This window comes from Streptomyces sp. DSM 116793, from assembly GCF_057320905.1.
The window spans coordinates 5,722,537-5,739,323 of record NZ_CM170494.1; the positions used below are offsets into that span (position 1 = coordinate 5,722,537).

Annotated in this window: 14 protein-coding genes; 9 read left to right on the top strand and 5 right to left on the bottom strand. The window is 73.9% G+C overall.

The window, feature by feature from the left end; translation table 11 throughout:
• Positions 1 to 649 precede the first annotated feature (649 nt).
• Positions 650 to 1,297, top strand: coding sequence for a phosphoribosylglycinamide formyltransferase (gene purN, locus ACSMXW_RS22435; RefSeq protein ID WP_485798781.1), 648 nt, complete (start codon positions 650 to 652; stop codon positions 1,295 to 1,297).
• On the top strand, positions 1,287 to 2,897 hold the full coding sequence (purH, locus tag ACSMXW_RS22440) for a bifunctional phosphoribosylaminoimidazolecarboxamide formyltransferase/IMP cyclohydrolase (RefSeq protein ID WP_485798783.1): 1,611 nt from the start codon (positions 1,287 to 1,289) through the stop codon (positions 2,895 to 2,897). Before purN ends, purH begins: the two co-directional genes overlap by 11 nt.
• A gap of 344 nt (positions 2,898 to 3,241) precedes the next feature.
• Here purH and ACSMXW_RS22445 read toward each other — a convergent pair whose 3' ends face one another.
• From ACSMXW_RS22445 to ACSMXW_RS22455, 3 genes are all read right to left on the bottom strand, one after another.
• Positions 3,242 to 3,748, bottom strand: coding sequence for a hypothetical protein (locus ACSMXW_RS22445; RefSeq protein ID WP_485798785.1), 507 nt, complete (start codon positions 3,746 to 3,748; stop codon positions 3,242 to 3,244).
• A gap of 99 nt (positions 3,749 to 3,847) precedes the next feature.
• Positions 3,848 to 5,431, bottom strand: coding sequence for a protein kinase domain-containing protein (locus ACSMXW_RS22450; RefSeq protein WP_485798787.1), 1,584 nt, complete (start codon positions 5,429 to 5,431; stop codon positions 3,848 to 3,850).
• Positions 5,428 to 6,204 (bottom strand): FHA domain-containing protein, encoded by a 777-nt coding sequence (locus ACSMXW_RS22455; RefSeq protein WP_485798789.1) that lies wholly within the window; start codon positions 6,202 to 6,204, stop codon positions 5,428 to 5,430. The genes ACSMXW_RS22450 and ACSMXW_RS22455 overlap by 4 nt, the downstream gene beginning before the upstream one ends.
• A 277-nt stretch (positions 6,205 to 6,481) precedes the next feature.
• Between ACSMXW_RS22455 and ACSMXW_RS22460 the strand changes: the two genes are divergently transcribed.
• Positions 6,482 to 7,684, top strand: a complete 1,203-nt coding sequence (locus ACSMXW_RS22460) for an IS110 family RNA-guided transposase (protein ID WP_485798791.1) — start codon at positions 6,482 to 6,484, stop codon at positions 7,682 to 7,684.
• Between the two features lie 641 nt (positions 7,685 to 8,325).
• On the opposite strand, the gene ACSMXW_RS22465 is transcribed toward ACSMXW_RS22460, so the two are convergent.
• Positions 8,326 to 8,976 carry a hypothetical protein gene (locus ACSMXW_RS22465; protein WP_485798793.1) on the bottom strand — a complete coding sequence of 217 codons (651 nt, stop codon included), beginning with the start codon at positions 8,974 to 8,976 and terminating at the stop codon, positions 8,326 to 8,328.
• Between the two features lie 258 nt (positions 8,977 to 9,234).
• On the opposite strand from ACSMXW_RS22465, the gene ACSMXW_RS22470 reads away from it, so the two are divergent.
• The 6 genes from ACSMXW_RS22470 (at position 9,235) to ACSMXW_RS22495 (ending at position 15,840) form a co-directional block, all read left to right on the top strand.
• Positions 9,235 to 10,101: a bifunctional methylenetetrahydrofolate dehydrogenase/methenyltetrahydrofolate cyclohydrolase gene (locus tag ACSMXW_RS22470; RefSeq protein WP_485798795.1), complete on the top strand. Its 867-nt coding sequence runs from the start codon at positions 9,235 to 9,237 to the stop codon at positions 10,099 to 10,101.
• Positions 10,098 to 10,772: a DUF3017 domain-containing protein gene (locus ACSMXW_RS22475; RefSeq protein ID WP_485798797.1), complete on the top strand. Its 675-nt coding sequence runs from the start codon at positions 10,098 to 10,100 to the stop codon at positions 10,770 to 10,772. The genes ACSMXW_RS22470 and ACSMXW_RS22475 overlap by 4 nt, the downstream gene beginning before the upstream one ends.
• Positions 10,773 to 11,437: 665 nt before the next feature.
• Positions 11,438 to 12,427, top strand: a complete 990-nt coding sequence (locus ACSMXW_RS22480; RefSeq protein WP_485798799.1) for a malate dehydrogenase — start codon at positions 11,438 to 11,440, stop codon at positions 12,425 to 12,427.
• Positions 12,428 to 12,720: 293 nt separating this feature from the next.
• A complete protein-coding gene (locus ACSMXW_RS22485; RefSeq protein ID WP_485798800.1) occupies positions 12,721 to 14,562 on the top strand; it encodes a hypothetical protein in 1,842 nt (613 codons plus the stop codon).
• On the top strand, positions 14,559 to 14,972 hold the full coding sequence (locus ACSMXW_RS22490; RefSeq protein ID WP_485798801.1) for a hypothetical protein: 414 nt from the start codon (positions 14,559 to 14,561) through the stop codon (positions 14,970 to 14,972). Before ACSMXW_RS22485 ends, ACSMXW_RS22490 begins: the two co-directional genes overlap by 4 nt.
• Positions 14,973 to 15,042: 70 nt before the next feature.
• The gene (locus ACSMXW_RS22495) at positions 15,043 to 15,840 is read left to right on the top strand and encodes a hypothetical protein (protein ID WP_485798803.1); all 798 of its coding nucleotides are present in this window, start codon (positions 15,043 to 15,045) and stop codon (positions 15,838 to 15,840) included.
• 40 nt (positions 15,841 to 15,880) lie between these two features.
• Here the strand turns inward: ACSMXW_RS22495 and ACSMXW_RS22500 are convergent, their stop codons facing one another.
• Positions 15,881 to 16,765 (bottom strand): hypothetical protein, encoded by an 885-nt coding sequence (locus ACSMXW_RS22500; protein ID WP_485798805.1) that lies wholly within the window; start codon positions 16,763 to 16,765, stop codon positions 15,881 to 15,883.
• Between the last annotated feature and the right edge of the window lie 22 nt (positions 16,766 to 16,787).

Here is a 16,787-nt window from a genome sequence, read left to right on the forward strand (position 1 = left end):
CGATGGACGGTGGTGCTGTGTCGATGGAGGTCGATGTCGTCGGGGTGGTTCGGGTGGTCGGTCGGCGTTCTCGGCGTTCTCGTCGTACTCGGTGTACTCGGCGTTCTCGGTGCGTTCTCGGTGCGTTCTCGGTGTGGGTGGTGTCGTCGGTGTGGGTGGTGTCGTCGGTGTCGGCCGTGCGTCCGCGTGGCGGTTGCCCGGTGTGCCGGGCGGGTGCGGGATCGCGGCGTGTCCCGTACCGCCGGTCCGCCGGGAGACAACCGTGCGGACCGTCGTGCGGATCGTGCCGGGGCGCGGGTACACGGCCCTGCCCCCTGCCAACGACCGGAGCACCCACAGCGTTCCCGTACGGAGCCGCGCTGTTCCCGTACGGAGCCACCCCAGACGCTACCTCCCGCTCACGCCCCCGTCCCGAGGGGGCCGCTTCCGGGTGCCGGTATCGTTTGTGGCGTCGGCTGCTTCGTAGAGTCCCCCGTATTCCGGAACGCGAAGCCTTCGTATGACCCTACAAAGCCGTACGGCCGGGCGGACGTACAACGCCGTACGACCCGCCTGAAGCCCCCTGCCGGGCCTGTCGGCCGCCGCCCGCCCCGGCAACCCTTCGGCACCGTTCGGCACCGCATCGGATCCTGTGAGAAAGGGCCCCACCGTGGCTCCCACTGAGGCCGCCAAGCGCCTCGTCGTGCTGGTCTCCGGCTCCGGCACCAATCTGCAGGCCCTGCTCGACGCCATCGCGGCCCGCGGCCCCGAGGCGTACGGCGCCCGGGTCGTCGCCGTGGGCGCCGACCGGCACTCCGCGACCGGTCTGGAGCGCGCCCGCGCCGCCGGGCTGCCCACGTTCGTGTGCCGCGTGGCCGACTACCCGAACCGTGCCGCGTGGGACGCGGCGCTCACCGAGGCCACCGCCGCGCACCGGCCCGACCTGGTGGTCTCCGCGGGCTTCATGAAGATCCTGGGCAAGGAGTTCCTCGCCCGGTTCGGCGGGCGGACCGTCAACACCCACCCCGCGCTGCTGCCCAGCTTCCCCGGGGCGCACGGGGTGCGGGACGCGCTGGCCTACGGCGCGAAGGTCACCGGCTGCACCGTCCACTTGGTCGACGACGGCGTCGACACCGGCCCGATCATCGCGCAGCGCGCGGTCGAGGTGGTCGAGGAGGACACCGAGGAGGGCGAGGCCGCTCTCCATGAGCGCATCAAGGACGTCGAGCGACGGCTGCTCGTCGATGTCGTGGGGCGACTGGCCCGGCACGGCTACCGCATCGAGGGACGAAAGGTAATGCTGCCCGATGAGCAATGAGGGCGTGACCACCGAGACCGCCGGTACAGCGGGTGCAGCAGGCGCAGACGGCTCGCGGGTGCCCATCCGCCGGGCGCTGATCAGCGTCTACGACAAGACCGGCCTGGAAGACCTGGCGCGCCACCTGCACGAGGCAGGCGTCGAGCTGGTGTCGACCGGCTCCACCGCCGCCCGGATCGCCGCCGCGGGCGTGCCGGTGACCAAGGTGGAGGACCTGACCGGCTTCCCCGAGTGCCTGGACGGCCGGGTCAAGACGCTGCACCCGCGCGTGCACGCCGGGCTCCTCGCCGACCTCCGCCTGGAGGACCACCGCCGGCAGCTCGGTGAGCTCGGCGTCGAGCCCTTCCAGCTCCTCGTCAGCAACCTGTACCCGTTCCGCGAGACCGTCGCCTCCGGCGCCTCGCCCGACGAGTGTGTGGAGCAGATCGACATCGGCGGCCCCTCCATGGTGCGCGCCGCCGCCAAGAACCACCCCTCCGTCGCCGTCGTCACCAGTCCCGGGCGGTACGGGGACGTGCTCGCCGCGGTCCGTGCGGGCGGCTTCGACCTGGCGGCCCGCAAGCGGCTCGCGGCGGAGGCGTTCCAGCACACCGCCGCGTACGACGTCGCCGTCGCCTCCTGGTTCGCCGGCGAGTACGCCCCGGCCGACGACACCGGCCACCCCGACTTCCTGGGCGCCGCCTACCGGCGCAAGAACGTGCTCCGGTACGGCGAGAACCCGCACCAGGGCGCAGCGCTGTACGTCGACGGCACCGGCGGCCTCGCCGAGGCGGAGCAGCTGCACGGCAAGGAGATGTCGTACAACAACTACACGGACACGGACGCCGCCCTGCGTGCCGCGTACGACCACGCGGAGCCGTGCGTCGCGATCATCAAGCACGCCAACCCGTGCGGGATCGCCATCGGCGCGGACGTCGCCGAGGCGCACCGCAAGGCGCACGCCTGTGACCCGGTGTCCGCCTACGGCGGCGTCATCGCCGTCAACCGCCCGGTCTCCAAGGAGCTCGCCGAGCAGGTCGCCGACATCTTCACCGAGGTCATCGTGGCCCCGGGCTACGAGGACGGCGCTCTGGAGGCGCTCACCAAGAAGAAGAACATCCGGGTGCTGCGCACCGCCCGGGGCCCGGTCAACGAGGTCGAGGTGCGGGGCATCGACGGGGGCGCGCTGCTGCAGGCCGCCGACCGGTTCCAGGCCGAGGGCGACGACCCGGCCGGCTGGACGCTCGCGGCCGGCGAGGCGCTGTCCGAGGCGGAGCTGCGCGAGCTGGCGTTCGCCTGGCGGGCCTGCCGGGCCGTCAAGTCCAATGCGATCCTGCTCGCCAAGGACGGCGCGAGCGTGGGCGTCGGCATGGGGCAGGTCAACCGCGTGGACTCCTGCCGGCTCGCCGTGGAGCGCGCGGGTGCCGAGCGAGCCCGGGGCTCGTACGCCGCGTCGGACGCGTTCTTCCCGTTCCCCGACGGCCCGGAGATCCTGATCGGCGCCGGAGTGCGGGCGATCGTGCAGCCGGGTGGGTCGATCCGCGACGAGCAGGCCGTGGAGGCCGCGCGGAAGGCGGGCGTGACGATGTACTTCACCGGGACGCGGCACTTCTTCCACTGAGTCCCGGTGGCCCCGTGAGCGTGCCGGGTCGATGAGTGTGCCGGGACCGTGGGCGTGCCGGGTCGATGAGTGTGCCGGGTCCATGAGGTGCCGGATCGATGAGCGTGCCGGGTCCGTGGGCGTGCCGGGTGCGTGCCGAGCGCCGAGCCCCGAGCGCGGTGGCCGGTCACGCGTCGAGTCCGTGACGCGTCGCGTCGTCCCCGCGCGCGTGCCGTCGGCCGCGCTCCCGGGCTTCGCCGCCCTCCCCCGTCGGGGCGGCGAAGCCGTGGCCGGAGCGCGGCCGACGGTGTCCGGGGGCGCCCGGGCTGACGGCGCCTGTCAGCCCGGCCGCCGTGGTGCGGCGATCAGCAGGGACGCAGGGAGTAGATCGGGTCCCACGTCGCGGTGCCCTGCTGGTAGGCGACCGAGTGCCAGCGCTCGCTGCCGTCCTGGTTGTAGAACCGGGCGACCGTGCCCGGTGTCTGGTTGTTGATGAACGGGCCGTCGCCCGTCCAGTTGGACACGGTCCACGGCTGGCACTTGTAGAAGTCGAAGTTCGTGCCCCTGACGGTCATGCACAGGTGGCCGTACGCGCAGCTCAGGTCCGCCTGGTCGGTGCCGGTGGGGCTGACGGTGACGGTCAGGCCGTCGTACATGACCTGGTTGGCGGAGACCTGACGGCCGCCGCCGTTCCAGTCGAGGACGGCGTCGACCCGGTGCTGCAGGCTGGTCGCCTGTGCGTCGGTGAGGCCGCCGGCGACCGTCTGCGCGTGGAAGTCCGGCCCGGCCGTCGCGGCCGTCGCGGCGGTCGTCGTGCCCCCCGTCAGGGCGGCCACCGCGGCCAGCGTCACCGCCATCTTGTTGATCTTCATGCGTTCCCCCTTGTGATGCCTCCGCTCCACCGTGGCGGTGGAGTGTCATCACCGTGCCAGCGGGCGGCGCCCGCCGGTACCTCGGATCTCTGAGGGTGCTCAGCGGGGGTGCGCGGGTGTGTACTCCTTGAGGTAGTGCTCGATCCGCGAGGCGAAGATCTTGTACTTGTCGGGCACTCCGTGGGCGCCCACGACCCTGGAGGCCGAGGTGACGTAGCCGACCGCGACCAGCGTCGGCCGGTTGCCCGCCAGGCCGTGCGCGGCGGACAGCCGGCGCCCGATCTCGCAGGTGTAGCGGCCCACGGCGCGGATCGACACGTCCGGTGCGAAGGGGGGCCTGAGATCCTCGGTCTTCTTGGTGCGCTTGTCGAAGTCGATCCAGTACCACAGGACGCTCGGCGTCCAGCGGGCGATGCCGTACTCATCGGCGGCGGGGTCGGAGAGGTCCGGGTCGAAGTCGCTCTCCACCTTGAGCAGGGCGGCGATCAGGGCGGGCGTGACGTCCTTCTCGCTGCAACCGTGCGCGGCGTCGACGATGAGGCGGCGGTACGCGACGGGGACGCCGCGGTCCGTGCGGAGTTCCGCGGCGCCGTACTCCGCCCGGTCGGCGCCGGCGTCGGTGTGGGAGCGGTACAGGCCGAAGGCGGTGCCGGCCGCCGCGAGGAGCGCGGTGGCGACCGCGGCCCCGACCACGCCGCGGCGGCGGATGCGGCGGGGTCCGAGCCGGGGGATCCCGGCGGAGCGCTCCGCGCCCGCGGCGGTCTCGACGCGCCGCAGCAGCGTGCCCGCGTCGTGGGCGGCACGGCCGTCATGGGTGCGGGTCAGGCAGTCGCGGACGATGTCCCGCCAGCCGTCGGGGAGTTCGGGGGACAGCCGCAGTTCGTCCTCCCCTCTGGCGTAGCGCACGGCGGCGTCCCTGCGGGCCGCCGGGGTGCCGCCGGGCAGCGGGTACGTTCCGGTCAGGACCAGGTGGGCGAGGACGCCGAAGGCCCAGACGTCCGCGGTCGGACGGATCTGCATGCCCCGCTCGCCGATCTCGGTCCAGTGCAGTTCCGGCGGCGTGAAGTCGGTGGTGCTGAAGGCGGGGGCATAGGCGTGGGTGCCCTCCAGCTCCGCGGCGAGACCGAAGTCGGCGAGCCGGACGGAGCCGTCCGCCATCAGCAGCACGTTCGCGGGCTTGAGGTCGCCGTGCACCCAGCCCGCCTGGTGCAGATGGGCCAGGCCCTCGCAGACCTGGGCGAGCAGCAGGGGCCCGCCGGGCACGGTGCCGCCCCGCCCCGGCGCGTCCCCGTACGCCCGGTCGAGCAACCGCGCCAGCGAGCCCTCCGCGCGCTCCAGCACCAGCACCGTGGCGCCGTCCAGCGCGGGCTGCGCCGGGTCGTCCACCGTCACGGCCTCGTACATCCGGACCAGGCGTGGCCGCCGCACCCTGGTGAGCAGGGCCGTCTCCCGGGCCGCCAGCTCCTGGAGGTGGCGCACCTGGCGGGGCGTGCGGGTGCCGGTGGCCAGGAACTTCAGCGCGACCGCCGGGGGACGGCCGGCCTCGTCCGGCTCCGTCGTGCGGCGGCCCGCGTACACGCTGCTGAAGGCGCCGGAGCCGAGCGCCTCGCGCACCTCCCACGCGCCCACGCGGTACCCGCGGGGGACCGGCACGGTGAGCGGCTCCGCGGCCGGGGTGCTCAACGCGTTCCGTCCAGCAGCGCCAGGTCGGCCTCGCGCACCAGGTCGAAGCGGAGTGCCAGCGAGACCAGCGTCTCCTTCTTGCCGTTGAAGCGCCGGCCGTCGGTCGCCGTCTCCTTCGGGTCCGGTCTCAGCCGCAGCTTGACAGCGAGGTAGTCGATGTTCCACTGCACCGCCGTGCGGGACACCGACGGCCAGGCCGGGCGCAGCCGGGCGACCACCTCGTCCGCGGTGGGCAGCGGGGCGAGCGGGTCGCCCCCCAGCCGCGGCGCGCACAGCGCCACCAGCACGAGGAAGTACCGCTTGGCGCGGTCCAGCGGGAAGGCGGCCGTGGTGGGCATGCCGTCGTGGCCGGTCCCGTCGGCCTCGCCGGCCCCGTCGGCCCCGTCGGCCCCGTCGGTCAGGTAGTCGTGGCGCGGGGCCCAGACGTCCAGGGTCAGCAGCTCGCCTGCGGCGGGCAGCACCATGCGGGAGAACTCGAACGGTATGGGGGCGTCCACCCGGCCCGGGGACACCTTGATGTGCTCGCCCGCGCCCTCGGGGTTCTCCACGACGTAGGTCTGCACGCGGCTGTGGTTGCTCAGGGTCCAGTAGGCGCTGGTCGCCGTGATCTCCCCGGCCGTACGCGAGACACCCTCGTGCGCGATGGTCAGATGCGGGCCGCGCGCCGACGCCGGTGCCGCCGAGCGCCCGAAGCGGAGGGTCTCACCGGGCGCGAGGCGGATCTGTTCCCGAGGGGTACTACAGCCGTCCGGTACCACGATGATGCTGTACACCGCGTCTTCCTCCCCGTTATCTTCTTCGCGGTCCTGCAAGAGGGCCGCTGGCCTCCGGGTCCGGTATGACTGTGTCCCCCTGTCGATGGGATGACCTGGGGGGTGGTGTCACCGGGCCCGTGGGGTGCCGTGGGAGACGCTGATGAGAGGTCCGACTACCGCCTGGCCGGGCGCAACGCCCGGCATCCTGCGGGCGGCAGGTCTGCATAACGTGGATGCGCGCGTACGGCTCCATCGCCCTGGCCAGCACCGCACGAGCCCTGTTCGGGAGGACAGGTTGTACGACATCGACGACGTAGGCGTCTTCCTCGGCCTGGACGTCGGCAAGAGCGCCCATCACGGACACGGCCTGACTCCTGCCGGCAAGAAGATCTTCGACAAGCCGCTGCCCAACAGCGAGACGAAGCTGCGAGCGGTGTTCGACAAGCTCGCCGCGAAGTTCGGCACCGTCCTGGTGATCGTGGACCAGCCTGCCTCGATCGGAGCCCTCCCACTCACCGTCGCCCGCAACGCCGGCTGCAAGGTCGCCTACCTGCCAGGCCTGGCCATGCGCCGGATCGCCGACCTCTACCCGGGCGAGGCCAAGACCGACGCGAAGGACGCCGCGGTGATCGCGGATGCCGCCCGCACCATGCCGCACACCCTGCGCTCGCTTCACATGACCGACGAGATCACCGCCGAGCTGACCGTCCTGGTCGGCTTCGACCAGGACCTCGCGGCCGAGGCCACCCGCACCTCCAACCGGATACGCGGCCTGCTCACCCAGTTCCACCCAAGCTTGGAACGCGTGCTCGGGCCACGTCTGGACCACCAGGCCATCACCTGGCTGCTGGAACGCTACGGCTCCCCAGCCGCCCTGCGAAGGGCAGGTCGTCGCAGGCTCGTGGAGGTGATCCGGCCCAAAGCCCCACGCATGGCCCAGCGACTGATCGACGACGTCTTCACCGCGCTCGACGAACAGAGCGTCGTGGTCCCAGGCACCGGCACCCTCGACGTCGTGATCCCGTCCCTGGCCCGCTCCCTCGCCGCCGTTCACGACCAGCGCCGGGCCTTGGAAACCCAGATCGGGACACTGCTGGAGGACCACCCTCTTTCGAAGGTCCTGACCTCGATTCCGGGGGTCGCGGTCAGGACCGCAGCCACCTTGCTGGTCACCGTCGGCGACGGCACCAGCTTCCCCACCGCCGCCCACCTGGCCTCCTACGCCGGCCTCGCCCCGACAACGAAGTCGTCGGGAACCTCGATCCACGGCGAACACGCACCCAGAGGCGGCAACCGGCAACTCAAACGCGCGATGTTCCTCTCCGCATTCGCCGCCCTGCACGATCCCGCCTCCCGCACCTACTACGACCGCTGCCGAGCCCGCGGAAAAACCCACACACAAGCCCTTCTCCGCCTCGCTCGCCACCGCATCAGCGTCCTGTTCGCCATGCTCCGCGACGGCACCTTCTACGAACCCAGAACCCCACGCCTCGCTTGACGAAAGACATAGAGGCACCCCCCCCGGCAGGGGCCCCGCCCTGTGCAGCAGCCAGGCCGGGGCCCCGCAGGACGTGCCACACGGAGCGCGTGCTCGATATGCGCTCCGTCGTACTGCCAAGATGCCAGCCGCTTTGCGCACGCCCAAGGTGATCTGCCGGCGGACCTGCGGCGTGTCGGTCAGCGGATTGCCACCCTGGTGGCGCGGCGATCACCGCCCGGCATCCGGGGCGGGGCCGGCGGTCCGTACGTTCGCGCAGGCCGCGACGGGTCCGCACGGACACGGCGCCCCCAGGGGCGGGGAGAGATCCGCTGCCGCCCCACGCCGGAACACATACGGGACGTGGCCGAAACGTACCGGGCGCGCGGTGGTGGAGCGGTGCGTCGAACCGGACGGGGGTACGGGGCGCGGACGGGGGTGCGGGGGTGTGGATCAGGGGCCTGGGACGGAGGCGGGGGCGTGGGGCGGGCCGGGTCCGGCCGCCGGGTGCGGGCTGGTGCGCACGGAGCGGGCCGGCCCGGACACCGGGCCCGGACGCCGGTGCGCACGGAGCGGCTCGGGTTCGGAGCGGGCCGTGGGGAGCCCGCTCGTCCCTCGCGAGGCGGTGTGGAGGCTCCGGTATGCGGCGCCTGCCGGCTGTGTCAGTACCTGGGCCGGTTGAACCACGCCGTGCTGGGGGCCACCATCATCGCCGCCGCGATGATGCCGCCGAAGACGATCCACAGCAGCGCGGAGAGCAGTGCCACCCCGGAGCCGTTGCTCGCGGCGCTGACCAGCGAGAGGACGCCGACCAGGGCGCCCAGGATGCCGTACACCATGGTGGTGATGCGCACGCCCTGGCCGCCGCGCGCGAACTTCACGCCGAGCGTGATGGAGAGCGCGGACAGCGCGAGGAACACGGCGGCGACGACCGCGATGATGCCGGCCGCGTCCTGGCCGAGGTCGGAGGCGACGTTGTCGCCGAAGACGTCCGCGCCGGAGTTCGAGATGTCGTTGACCGTCGCCGCCGCGTACATCAGGCCGATGCCGATGAGGACCTGCACCGCCGCGACGATGTAGAGGAAGACCCGCGCCGTCACCATCAGCCCCGGCATGGTGGGCGGCACCATGGGCCCGCCCGGGTACCCCGGGTACATCGGCGGCTGCGGGGGGTAGCCGTAGCCGGCGGGGTCCTGCGGTGCCTGCGGGTAGCCGTAGCCGGGCTGGCCCTGGGGCGGCGGGGGATAGGCGGCCTGGCCCGGGGGTTGCTGGGGCGGTGGGCCGTAGGGGTTGTTCGGGTCGCCGAAGCTCATCTGGCGGTTCCTCCGTGGGAAGTGCGGGGACGACGCGGTTCGCACGAAGGAGGAAGGCGGTATGGAAGCGGCCCCGTCCCCCCGGCACAGTCCGCGGTGCTGCGACGTCAATCGTTATAAAGCGCCATCGTATTGTCCAGCCGCATTCCGTATGTGTTGTGCAAGCGCAACCTCGCCGATCTTGGTGCCCGGGCCGCCGGTCCCGGTGCGGGGGCCCGGATTGGAACCGCGCCCCGCCGATCAGCGAGGATGGGGGGCATGACCGCCCAGATTCTCGATGGCAAGGCCACCGCAGCCGCGATCAAGTCCGACCTGACCGCCCGCGTGGCGGCGCTCAAGGAGAAGGGCGTACTGCCCGGCCTCGGCACGCTGCTGGTCGGCGACGACCCGGGCAGCCAGAAGTACGTCGCTGGCAAGCACCGCGACTGCGCCCAGGTCGGCATCGCCTCCATCCAGCGCGAGCTGCCCGCCACCGCCTCCCAGGAGGAGATCGAGGCGGTGGTCCGCGAGCTCAACGCCGACCCGGCCTGCACCGGCTACATCGTCCAGCTGCCGCTGCCGAAGGGCATCGACGAGAACCGCGTGCTGGAGCTGATGGACCCCGCCAAGGACGCCGACGGGCTGCACCCGATGAACCTCGGCCGCCTGGTCCTCGGCGAGCCCGCCCCGCTGCCCTGCACCCCGTACGGGATCATCCGGCTGCTGCGGCAGCACGGCGTGGAGATCAAGGGCGCGGACGTGGTGGTGGTCGGCCGGGGCGTCACCATCGGCCGCCCGATGCCGCTGCTGCTCACCCGCCGCTCCGAGAACGCGACGGTGACCCAGTGCCACACCGCCACCCGCGACCTCGCCGCCCACCTGCGGCGCGCCGACATCATCGTGGCCGCCGCGGGCGTGCCGCACCTGATCAAGCCCGAGGACGTCAAGCCGGGCGCGGCGGTGCTCGACGTCGGCGTCTCCCGCGACGAGCACGGCAAGATCGTCGGAGATGTGCACCCCGGTGTCGCCGAGGTCGCCGGCTGGCTCTCCCCGAACCCCGGCGGTGTCGGCCCGATGACCCGCGCCCAGCTCCTGGTCAACGTCGTCGAGGCCGCGGAGCGCGGGGCGGGGGGTGAGACGTCGTGACGGGCGAGCCGGGCACGCCGGCCGCCGCTGTGGGCGGTGCCGCCGGGAGCTCCGGCGGGGGCGTGGGCGGCGGCGCCGGTGCGGCCGCGGGTGGCGGCCCGGGTACGGCCGCGGGTGGCGGCTCCGGTCCCGACGTGGGCGTGGGCTCCGGCTCCGGCGTGGGCTCCGGCTCCGGCGCGGGCGTGGGCTCCGGCGCGGGTGCGGGCGTGGGTGGCGGTCCGGGCACGGGTGCTGGCGCGGGCGCGGGCGCCGGTGGCGCTGGGCAGGGCGGTGGCGTGCCGGCGCGGCGTTCGCGCCGTTTCCCGCTCTTCACCCGGGACACCGCGCGGCCCGAGGGCGGCGGCCGGGCGGCGCCCCGGGACGCCCCGGCGCCGGCCCGCCAGTGGCCGGTGCTCGCCGTGCTGGGCCTGGTCGGCGTCGGACTGCTGATGACCGCGTTCGACGTCTTCCGCGGCGGCACCCTGCTGGTCGGCCTGGGGCTGATCGCCGGCGCGCTGCTCCGCTGGGCGCTGCCGTCGGTCGGCATGCTGGCGGTCCGCTCCCGCTTCACCGACATGGTCACGTACGGGGTGCTCGGGACGGCGATAGCGCTCCTGGCGATGATGACCCAGCCGCACCCCTGGCTGGAGATCCCGTTCCTGGACGACATGCTGCACTTCACGATCAGCTGACCAGCTGAGCCTGCGACCGCCGAAGCCCGGCCGTACGCGGAAGACGGCGCCCGTCCTCTCCCTCGGTGGAGGACGGGCGCCGCCGCTCGTGCCGCACCGGCCGTGGCCGGCGCTCCGGCCCCGCCCCGTCGTGCTCCCGGGCGTTCCCCCTGGGGCCGTCGGCCGTTGCCCCACAGGTTCTTCGACCTGCCGAAACCGTTCAAGACCCGGCGGGGCGCCGTGGCATGGAGGTATCCGTTCCGGCACCGTGTGCCCGTCTCGGGGCGATGTGCGAACAGCTCCCGACGGCCGGCCCGCGGCGAGGATTTCGTGAGAAGGGCGCATGCTTCCGCCGAGCCGGGGAACCGGACCCATACCCCCACGGGAGTGGCCACACCCCCGACGGCGGCCGCTCACGCCCTCCCCCGCCCGGGCGGTGAGCGGCCGCCGTGTCCGTGCCGGCTGCGCAACGGCCGCCGTTCTCCCGGCCGTCGGACGCCCCCGAGGGGTGTCCTCCGCGCCGCCCGCGGGGGCGCGGCCCGCACGTCCGGGCCGCTGTGGGCCGGGCCACAGGGCCCTGCGCGGCCGGGGCGTGCCCGGCGCGATAGCCTGACGGCGATCTCTTGATGCCGAGAGACCACACCAGGGGCAGGGACCCCCACCGCCAGATGCCAACGGAGAACGCCATGACCCGCACTCCCGTGAACGTCACCGTCACCGGCGCGGCCGGCCAGATCGGTTACGCACTGCTCTTCCGCATCGCCTCCGGTCAGCTGCTCGGCGCGGATGTGCCGGTCAGGCTGCGGCTGCTGGAGATCACCCCGGCGCTGAAGGCCGCCGAGGGCACGGCCATGGAGCTGGACGACAGCGCGTTCCCGCTGCTGGCGGGCATCGACATCAGCGACGACCCGAACGTCGCCTTCGACGGCACCAACGTCGCCCTCCTCGTCGGCGCCCGGCCGCGCACCAAGGGCATGGAGCGCGGTGACCTGCTGGAGGCCAACGGCGGCATCTTCAAGCCGCAGGGCAAGGCGATCAACGACCACGCGGCGGACGACGTCAAGGTCCTCGTCGTCGGCAACCCGGCCAACACCAACGCCCTGATCGCCCGCTCCGCGGCGCCCGACGTACCGGCCGAGCGGTTCACCGCCATGACCCGGCTCGACCACAACCGCGCCCTCGGGCAGCTCGCCAAGAAGACCGGCGCGGCGGTCTCCGACATCACCCGCCTCACCATCTGGGGCAACCACTCCGCCACCCAGTACCCGGACATCTTCCACGCCCGGATCGGCGGGAAGAACGCCGCCGAGGTCGTGAACGACGAGAAGTGGCTCGCGGAGGACTTCATCCCGACGGTCGCCAAGCGCGGCGCCGCCATCATCGAGGCCCGCGGCGCCTCCTCGGCCGCGTCCGCCGCGTCCGCCGCCATCGACCACGTGTACACCTGGGTCAACGGCACCCCGGACGGCGACTGGACCTCCATGGCCGTCCCGTCGGACGGCTCCTACGGCATCCCCGAGGGCCTGATGTCCTCGTTCCCGGTCACCACCGAGGACGGCGCGTACAGCATCGTCCAGGGCCTGGACGTCAACGAGTTCTCCCGCACCCGCATCGACGCGACGGTCAAGGAGCTGAGCGACGAGCGCGACGCGGTCCGCGCCCTCGGCCTGATCTGACCCCTCCGGGTCACCCGGGGGTGCCGTCCCTCCGGCGAGGGGGAACCCTCCGCCCCCGCGACGCCCCCGGCCCGCCCGGCTCGCCCCGCCCGCCCCGCCCGCGCGGTGGCGGGCCGGGGCCGCCGAGGCCGCCAACTCCCCGGCGGGGGCAGCAGATTCACTCATCAAGGCGACGCTTGCGGTATCGCCGTGGCCATACCGTGCACTCTCCGCTACCGTCTGGACTCGACGCGTCAGCTCCGCCGACTCCGGCCCGCCCGGCCGGAGTCGGCCGGGACATCGGGGGACCGGACATGGAGAGCGAGCCGGCCGGGCAGGCCGTGCGGGACCACAGCCACACCGAGGCCACTCGCCTGCTGTGCGCGGGCGCCCGTCTCAGCACCCGCTTCCGCACCCGCGTCATCGACGAGCTGGTGGGCCAGGCCCAGCGCCCGGTGGCCCCCGCCTTCGGCGCCGACGTGCTCCCGGTGCTCGCCCACGCCCTGCACGCCCGCCGCGAGGAGGCGCGCACGGCCCTGCTGCTGCTCGCCGTCTGGGCCGGCTTCCTGGTCAGCGACGCCGTCATGACCTGGGACGCGCTGGCGGACGCCCACGGCGGCGACTCCGGCCTGTCCGCGGGCGACATCCCGCTGCTCTTCGTGCGGCCGGAGGCCGTGGCGGGGTTCCGGCCGGAGGTCCAGGGGCCCGGCCTCGTCTTCTCCCAGCTGAGCTGGGCGCTGTCGTACGCGGTGGTCGTCCTCCTGCTGTGGTTCTCCCGGCTGGTCTCCGCGGGCGGCGTGGACCTGTCGGAGGTGCTCCGCAAGGTGCCCCTGCCGGGCGGCCTGAAGTGGCTGCGGAGGAACGCCGCCGGGGCGCTGCGGCTGGTGGCCCGGGTCGTCGCCGTCCTGTACTGGTACGCCGCGTGCGGCACGATCGCCGACACCCCGTACCCGGTGGTCTTCCCGCTGCTGGTCGCCGCGGTGATCTGGCGGCACGAGTCGGCCCGGCGGCAGACCCTGCGCACCTCGCTCGCCCGGCGCACCTTCGCCACGGCCCAGCCCCCGCCCCTGCCCGCCCGGTACGCGCACACGGCCGGCCTCATCGAGCGCGAGCAGCGCGCCCGCCTCACCCTCTACGACCCGCACCGCCCCTTCGTCGGCGCCGGCACCCCGCGGGGGCCCTGGCTGGTCGTGCTGGAGCTCCAGCGCAGGAAGCGGGAGGACGGCGAAGGGGGCGGCGGTGAGGACGGCACGCGCGCGGAGGGCGAGCCGGCCCCGGCCGCGTCCCCCCTGCCCGGACCCCGCACGGCACCTGACGCGCCGTCCGGTCCGCTCACGGCGCGGGACGTCATCGAGATGATCGGCCCCAAGCTGCGCGCCCTGCGCAAGTCGGCCGCGGCCGGCGGCAAGGACCGGCTGCGGGCGCTGGAGATCGAGGAGTTCGTCTACCTGCCGTCCGGTGTCGGGCGCGACGAGCCGCTGCACACGGAGGACGGCGAGCAGCCCGCACCCGTGTACGACGAGACCCAGGTCGTCCGGCACCTCTCCGAGGCCGTGGGCGAGGGCGGCGAGGCGCGGCGCCACTTCCTGCGGGTCCGGGTCGGCGCCTGGGACGAGCAGGTCGTGGTCTCACTGCTGGTCAGGGTCCACACCCAGGGCGGCATGCTGGTCCTGGAGGTGGTGCCGCACGTACTCGGCCCGATCGTCCCGGAGTTCCGCGCCGTGGACGCCCTCGTCGCGGCCGAGCCCGCGGGGCCGCTGCGGGACGCCCTGCGGGCGGCCGTGGCGGCCCCCGCGGACGGGGTCGCGATCGGTGTCGGCGCGCTGCGCACCCTCCGCTCGGAGCTCCGGCTGAGGCTGGCCCCGCCCCGGCTGGCCGCCCCGGACGCGCCCGGGGTCTCGCTGCGCGAGCTGGGCAGCACCGACGAGCTGTCGCTGTTCCAGGAAATGGACGTGACCCGTTACATCCGGACCCTCCAGGACCGGATCGGCGAGGGCGTCCGCGACGCCCTGCAGGCCGGCGGCTACCGCACCGACCGCCTGGAGCAGAACATCACCACCATCAACAGCAGCCTCTACATCGGCGAGATGTCCGGCGGCGCGGTGGCCACCGGCACCCACGGCAGGGCCACCCACACGGAGGGGAGCATCGCATGACCACCGACGACGACCCGGCGGCCTCCGGCGCACCGGCGCCCGCGGAGCGCCCCGGCGGCGGCACCACCATCCGCATCGGCTCGATGAGCGGCGGCTCCCTCGCCACCGGCGAGCACGGCAGGGCCGAGTCCGTCAACCTCACCGTCCAGGGCCTCGACCCGGCCCAGCAGGAGCTGCTCGCCGCCGTCCGCGACTTGCGCCGGCGGCTGCCGGAGGAGGCCGCGGCCGGCACGGGCGCCGGGCTCGACGCCGAACTCGCCGAGGTGGAGGGCGAGATCACCCGACACGGTCAGGCCCCGCGCCCGCTGCTCGCCCGCCTGCTGGGCAGCCTCGCGGCGTACGGCCCGGCCGCGGGCACGGCCGCGGCCGTCACCACCGTCATCCAGGCCCTGGCACCCCTGCTGGCCTGAGCACCGGCCGCCCGCCCGCGTCCGCGGCACCGCGGCCCGTTCCGCGCACCGTTCATCCGAGGGGGACGAGATGGTCAGACGCTTCGACGCCGACCGCCAGGAGTGGGCCGGCGGCGAGCGGGAGAAGCGGCTCGGCGAGCTCCAGCGCGGTGACGCGCTGCGCCAGTACCGGGCCCTGCTGGCGTCGGTCACGGTCCTCGCCGTGTGCGGCCTCGGGTTCGGCACCTACGCCCTGGGCTGGAAGGACGAGCCCGAGCCGCCGAAGCCGCAGGGGTACTGGGTCATCCCGCCGAGCCAGGCGCCGAGCCACTCGCCGGGCGGCCCCGGCGGCCCCGGCGCCCCGTCGGCCTCGGCCGCACCGGGCGGCCTGCCGGCCGGGTACGGGGAGGTGGACGACCCCGAGGGGTTCCGGATCGCCGTGCCCGAGGACTGGCAGCGCTCCACCGCCGGCTCCAGCTACGGCTTCCCGGTGGTCAACTACCGAAGCCCGGACGGCTCCCGCAGGCTCCAGGTCTTCGAGGTGGAGGACCCCTCGCCGGGCGCCTCCTTGCAGACGTTCCTCGACCAGGTCCCCAAGTCCAAGGGCTTCAAGAAGCTGTCCCTCAAGGAGACAACCGACGCCGACGGCCGTCCGGCCGCCCGGCTCGAATACCTCACCGACAAGCTCACCGCCGAGCCCGACGTCGGCGGCTGGCACGTCGTCGACCACCGCTTCGAGGCGGCCGACGGCAAGCTGTACGCGCTGACCTCGTACGGCCGGGAGGCGGACGGCAGGTCCGACGAGCGCGAGGTCCTGGCCACGGCCCTCGCGTGGTTCTGTCCCCCGCTCACGGAGTGCCCCGCCCCGACGGAGGCGTCAGCCCCGTAGGGGCGGGGCACAGCCCACGACGGGGGCACCGTAGGCGCGGCTACCCCGACGACAGCCGTGCCTCCAGCTTGGACACGTCCACCGAGTCCGACGCCGGAGGCGTCTTCGTCGGTACCGGCTTGTTGTAGTCCGACAGAGTGACGTCCACGTTCGCCTGCCTGCCGCGGACGGTCGCCTTGAGCGGGAACGGCGTGCCCTCCGCCGAGACGAAGAGCGTGCTGGACCTGCCGCTGCGGGTGCCGCTGATCGGCACCGCGCGCGTGCCCGCGACCGTGGTGGCGCGCCCCTTGCGCAGCCCGCTCGCGGCGATCGCCGCGGTGCGCACCTCCCTGCGGAAGCCGCCCAGGTCGCACAGCCGCGCGGCCTCCTTCAGGAAGGTGCTGCCGGTGGTGCCGTGCACCCAGCGGCCGTGCAGGAACGACGCGGCGGTGCGGCCGGTCCTGCCCGGCAGCTGCGTCTTCCAGAACGTGTCGTTGGGCCGCAGCCACACCTGGTTGCCGCGTTTCACCAGCGACACCCGGCCGCCGTTGCCGTAGCCGAGGCCGGCCGTGCAGTCGCCGCGCCGGTCCAGGCGCAGGTCGGTCGAGCTGGGACGGTGCGGGTCGGAGCGTGCCGTGCGGTCGTTCAGGTGGGCGTGCAGCGAGGAGGCGCCCTGCAACGCCCTGGTGCTCCGGTCGGCGATCTGCTGGGCGCTGAGCCGTTCGATGCCGTTGTTGCCGCCGTCGGTGGCGAGGGCGGCCGCCGGCGTCCGCTGCGGGGCACCCGCGGAGCTGGGCGCGGCGGGCAGCGCGGCCAGCGCGACGGCGGCACAGCTCACCGTGGTGAGGAGCCCGTACCCGGCAGGGCGGGGCAGCCGCCGGCGCGCCGGCGGTACCCGTCGGCCCTCTCGCTCGGCCCGCCGTTTCCTGGGCGACGTCGATGCCATCACACACCTCCTGGGACATATC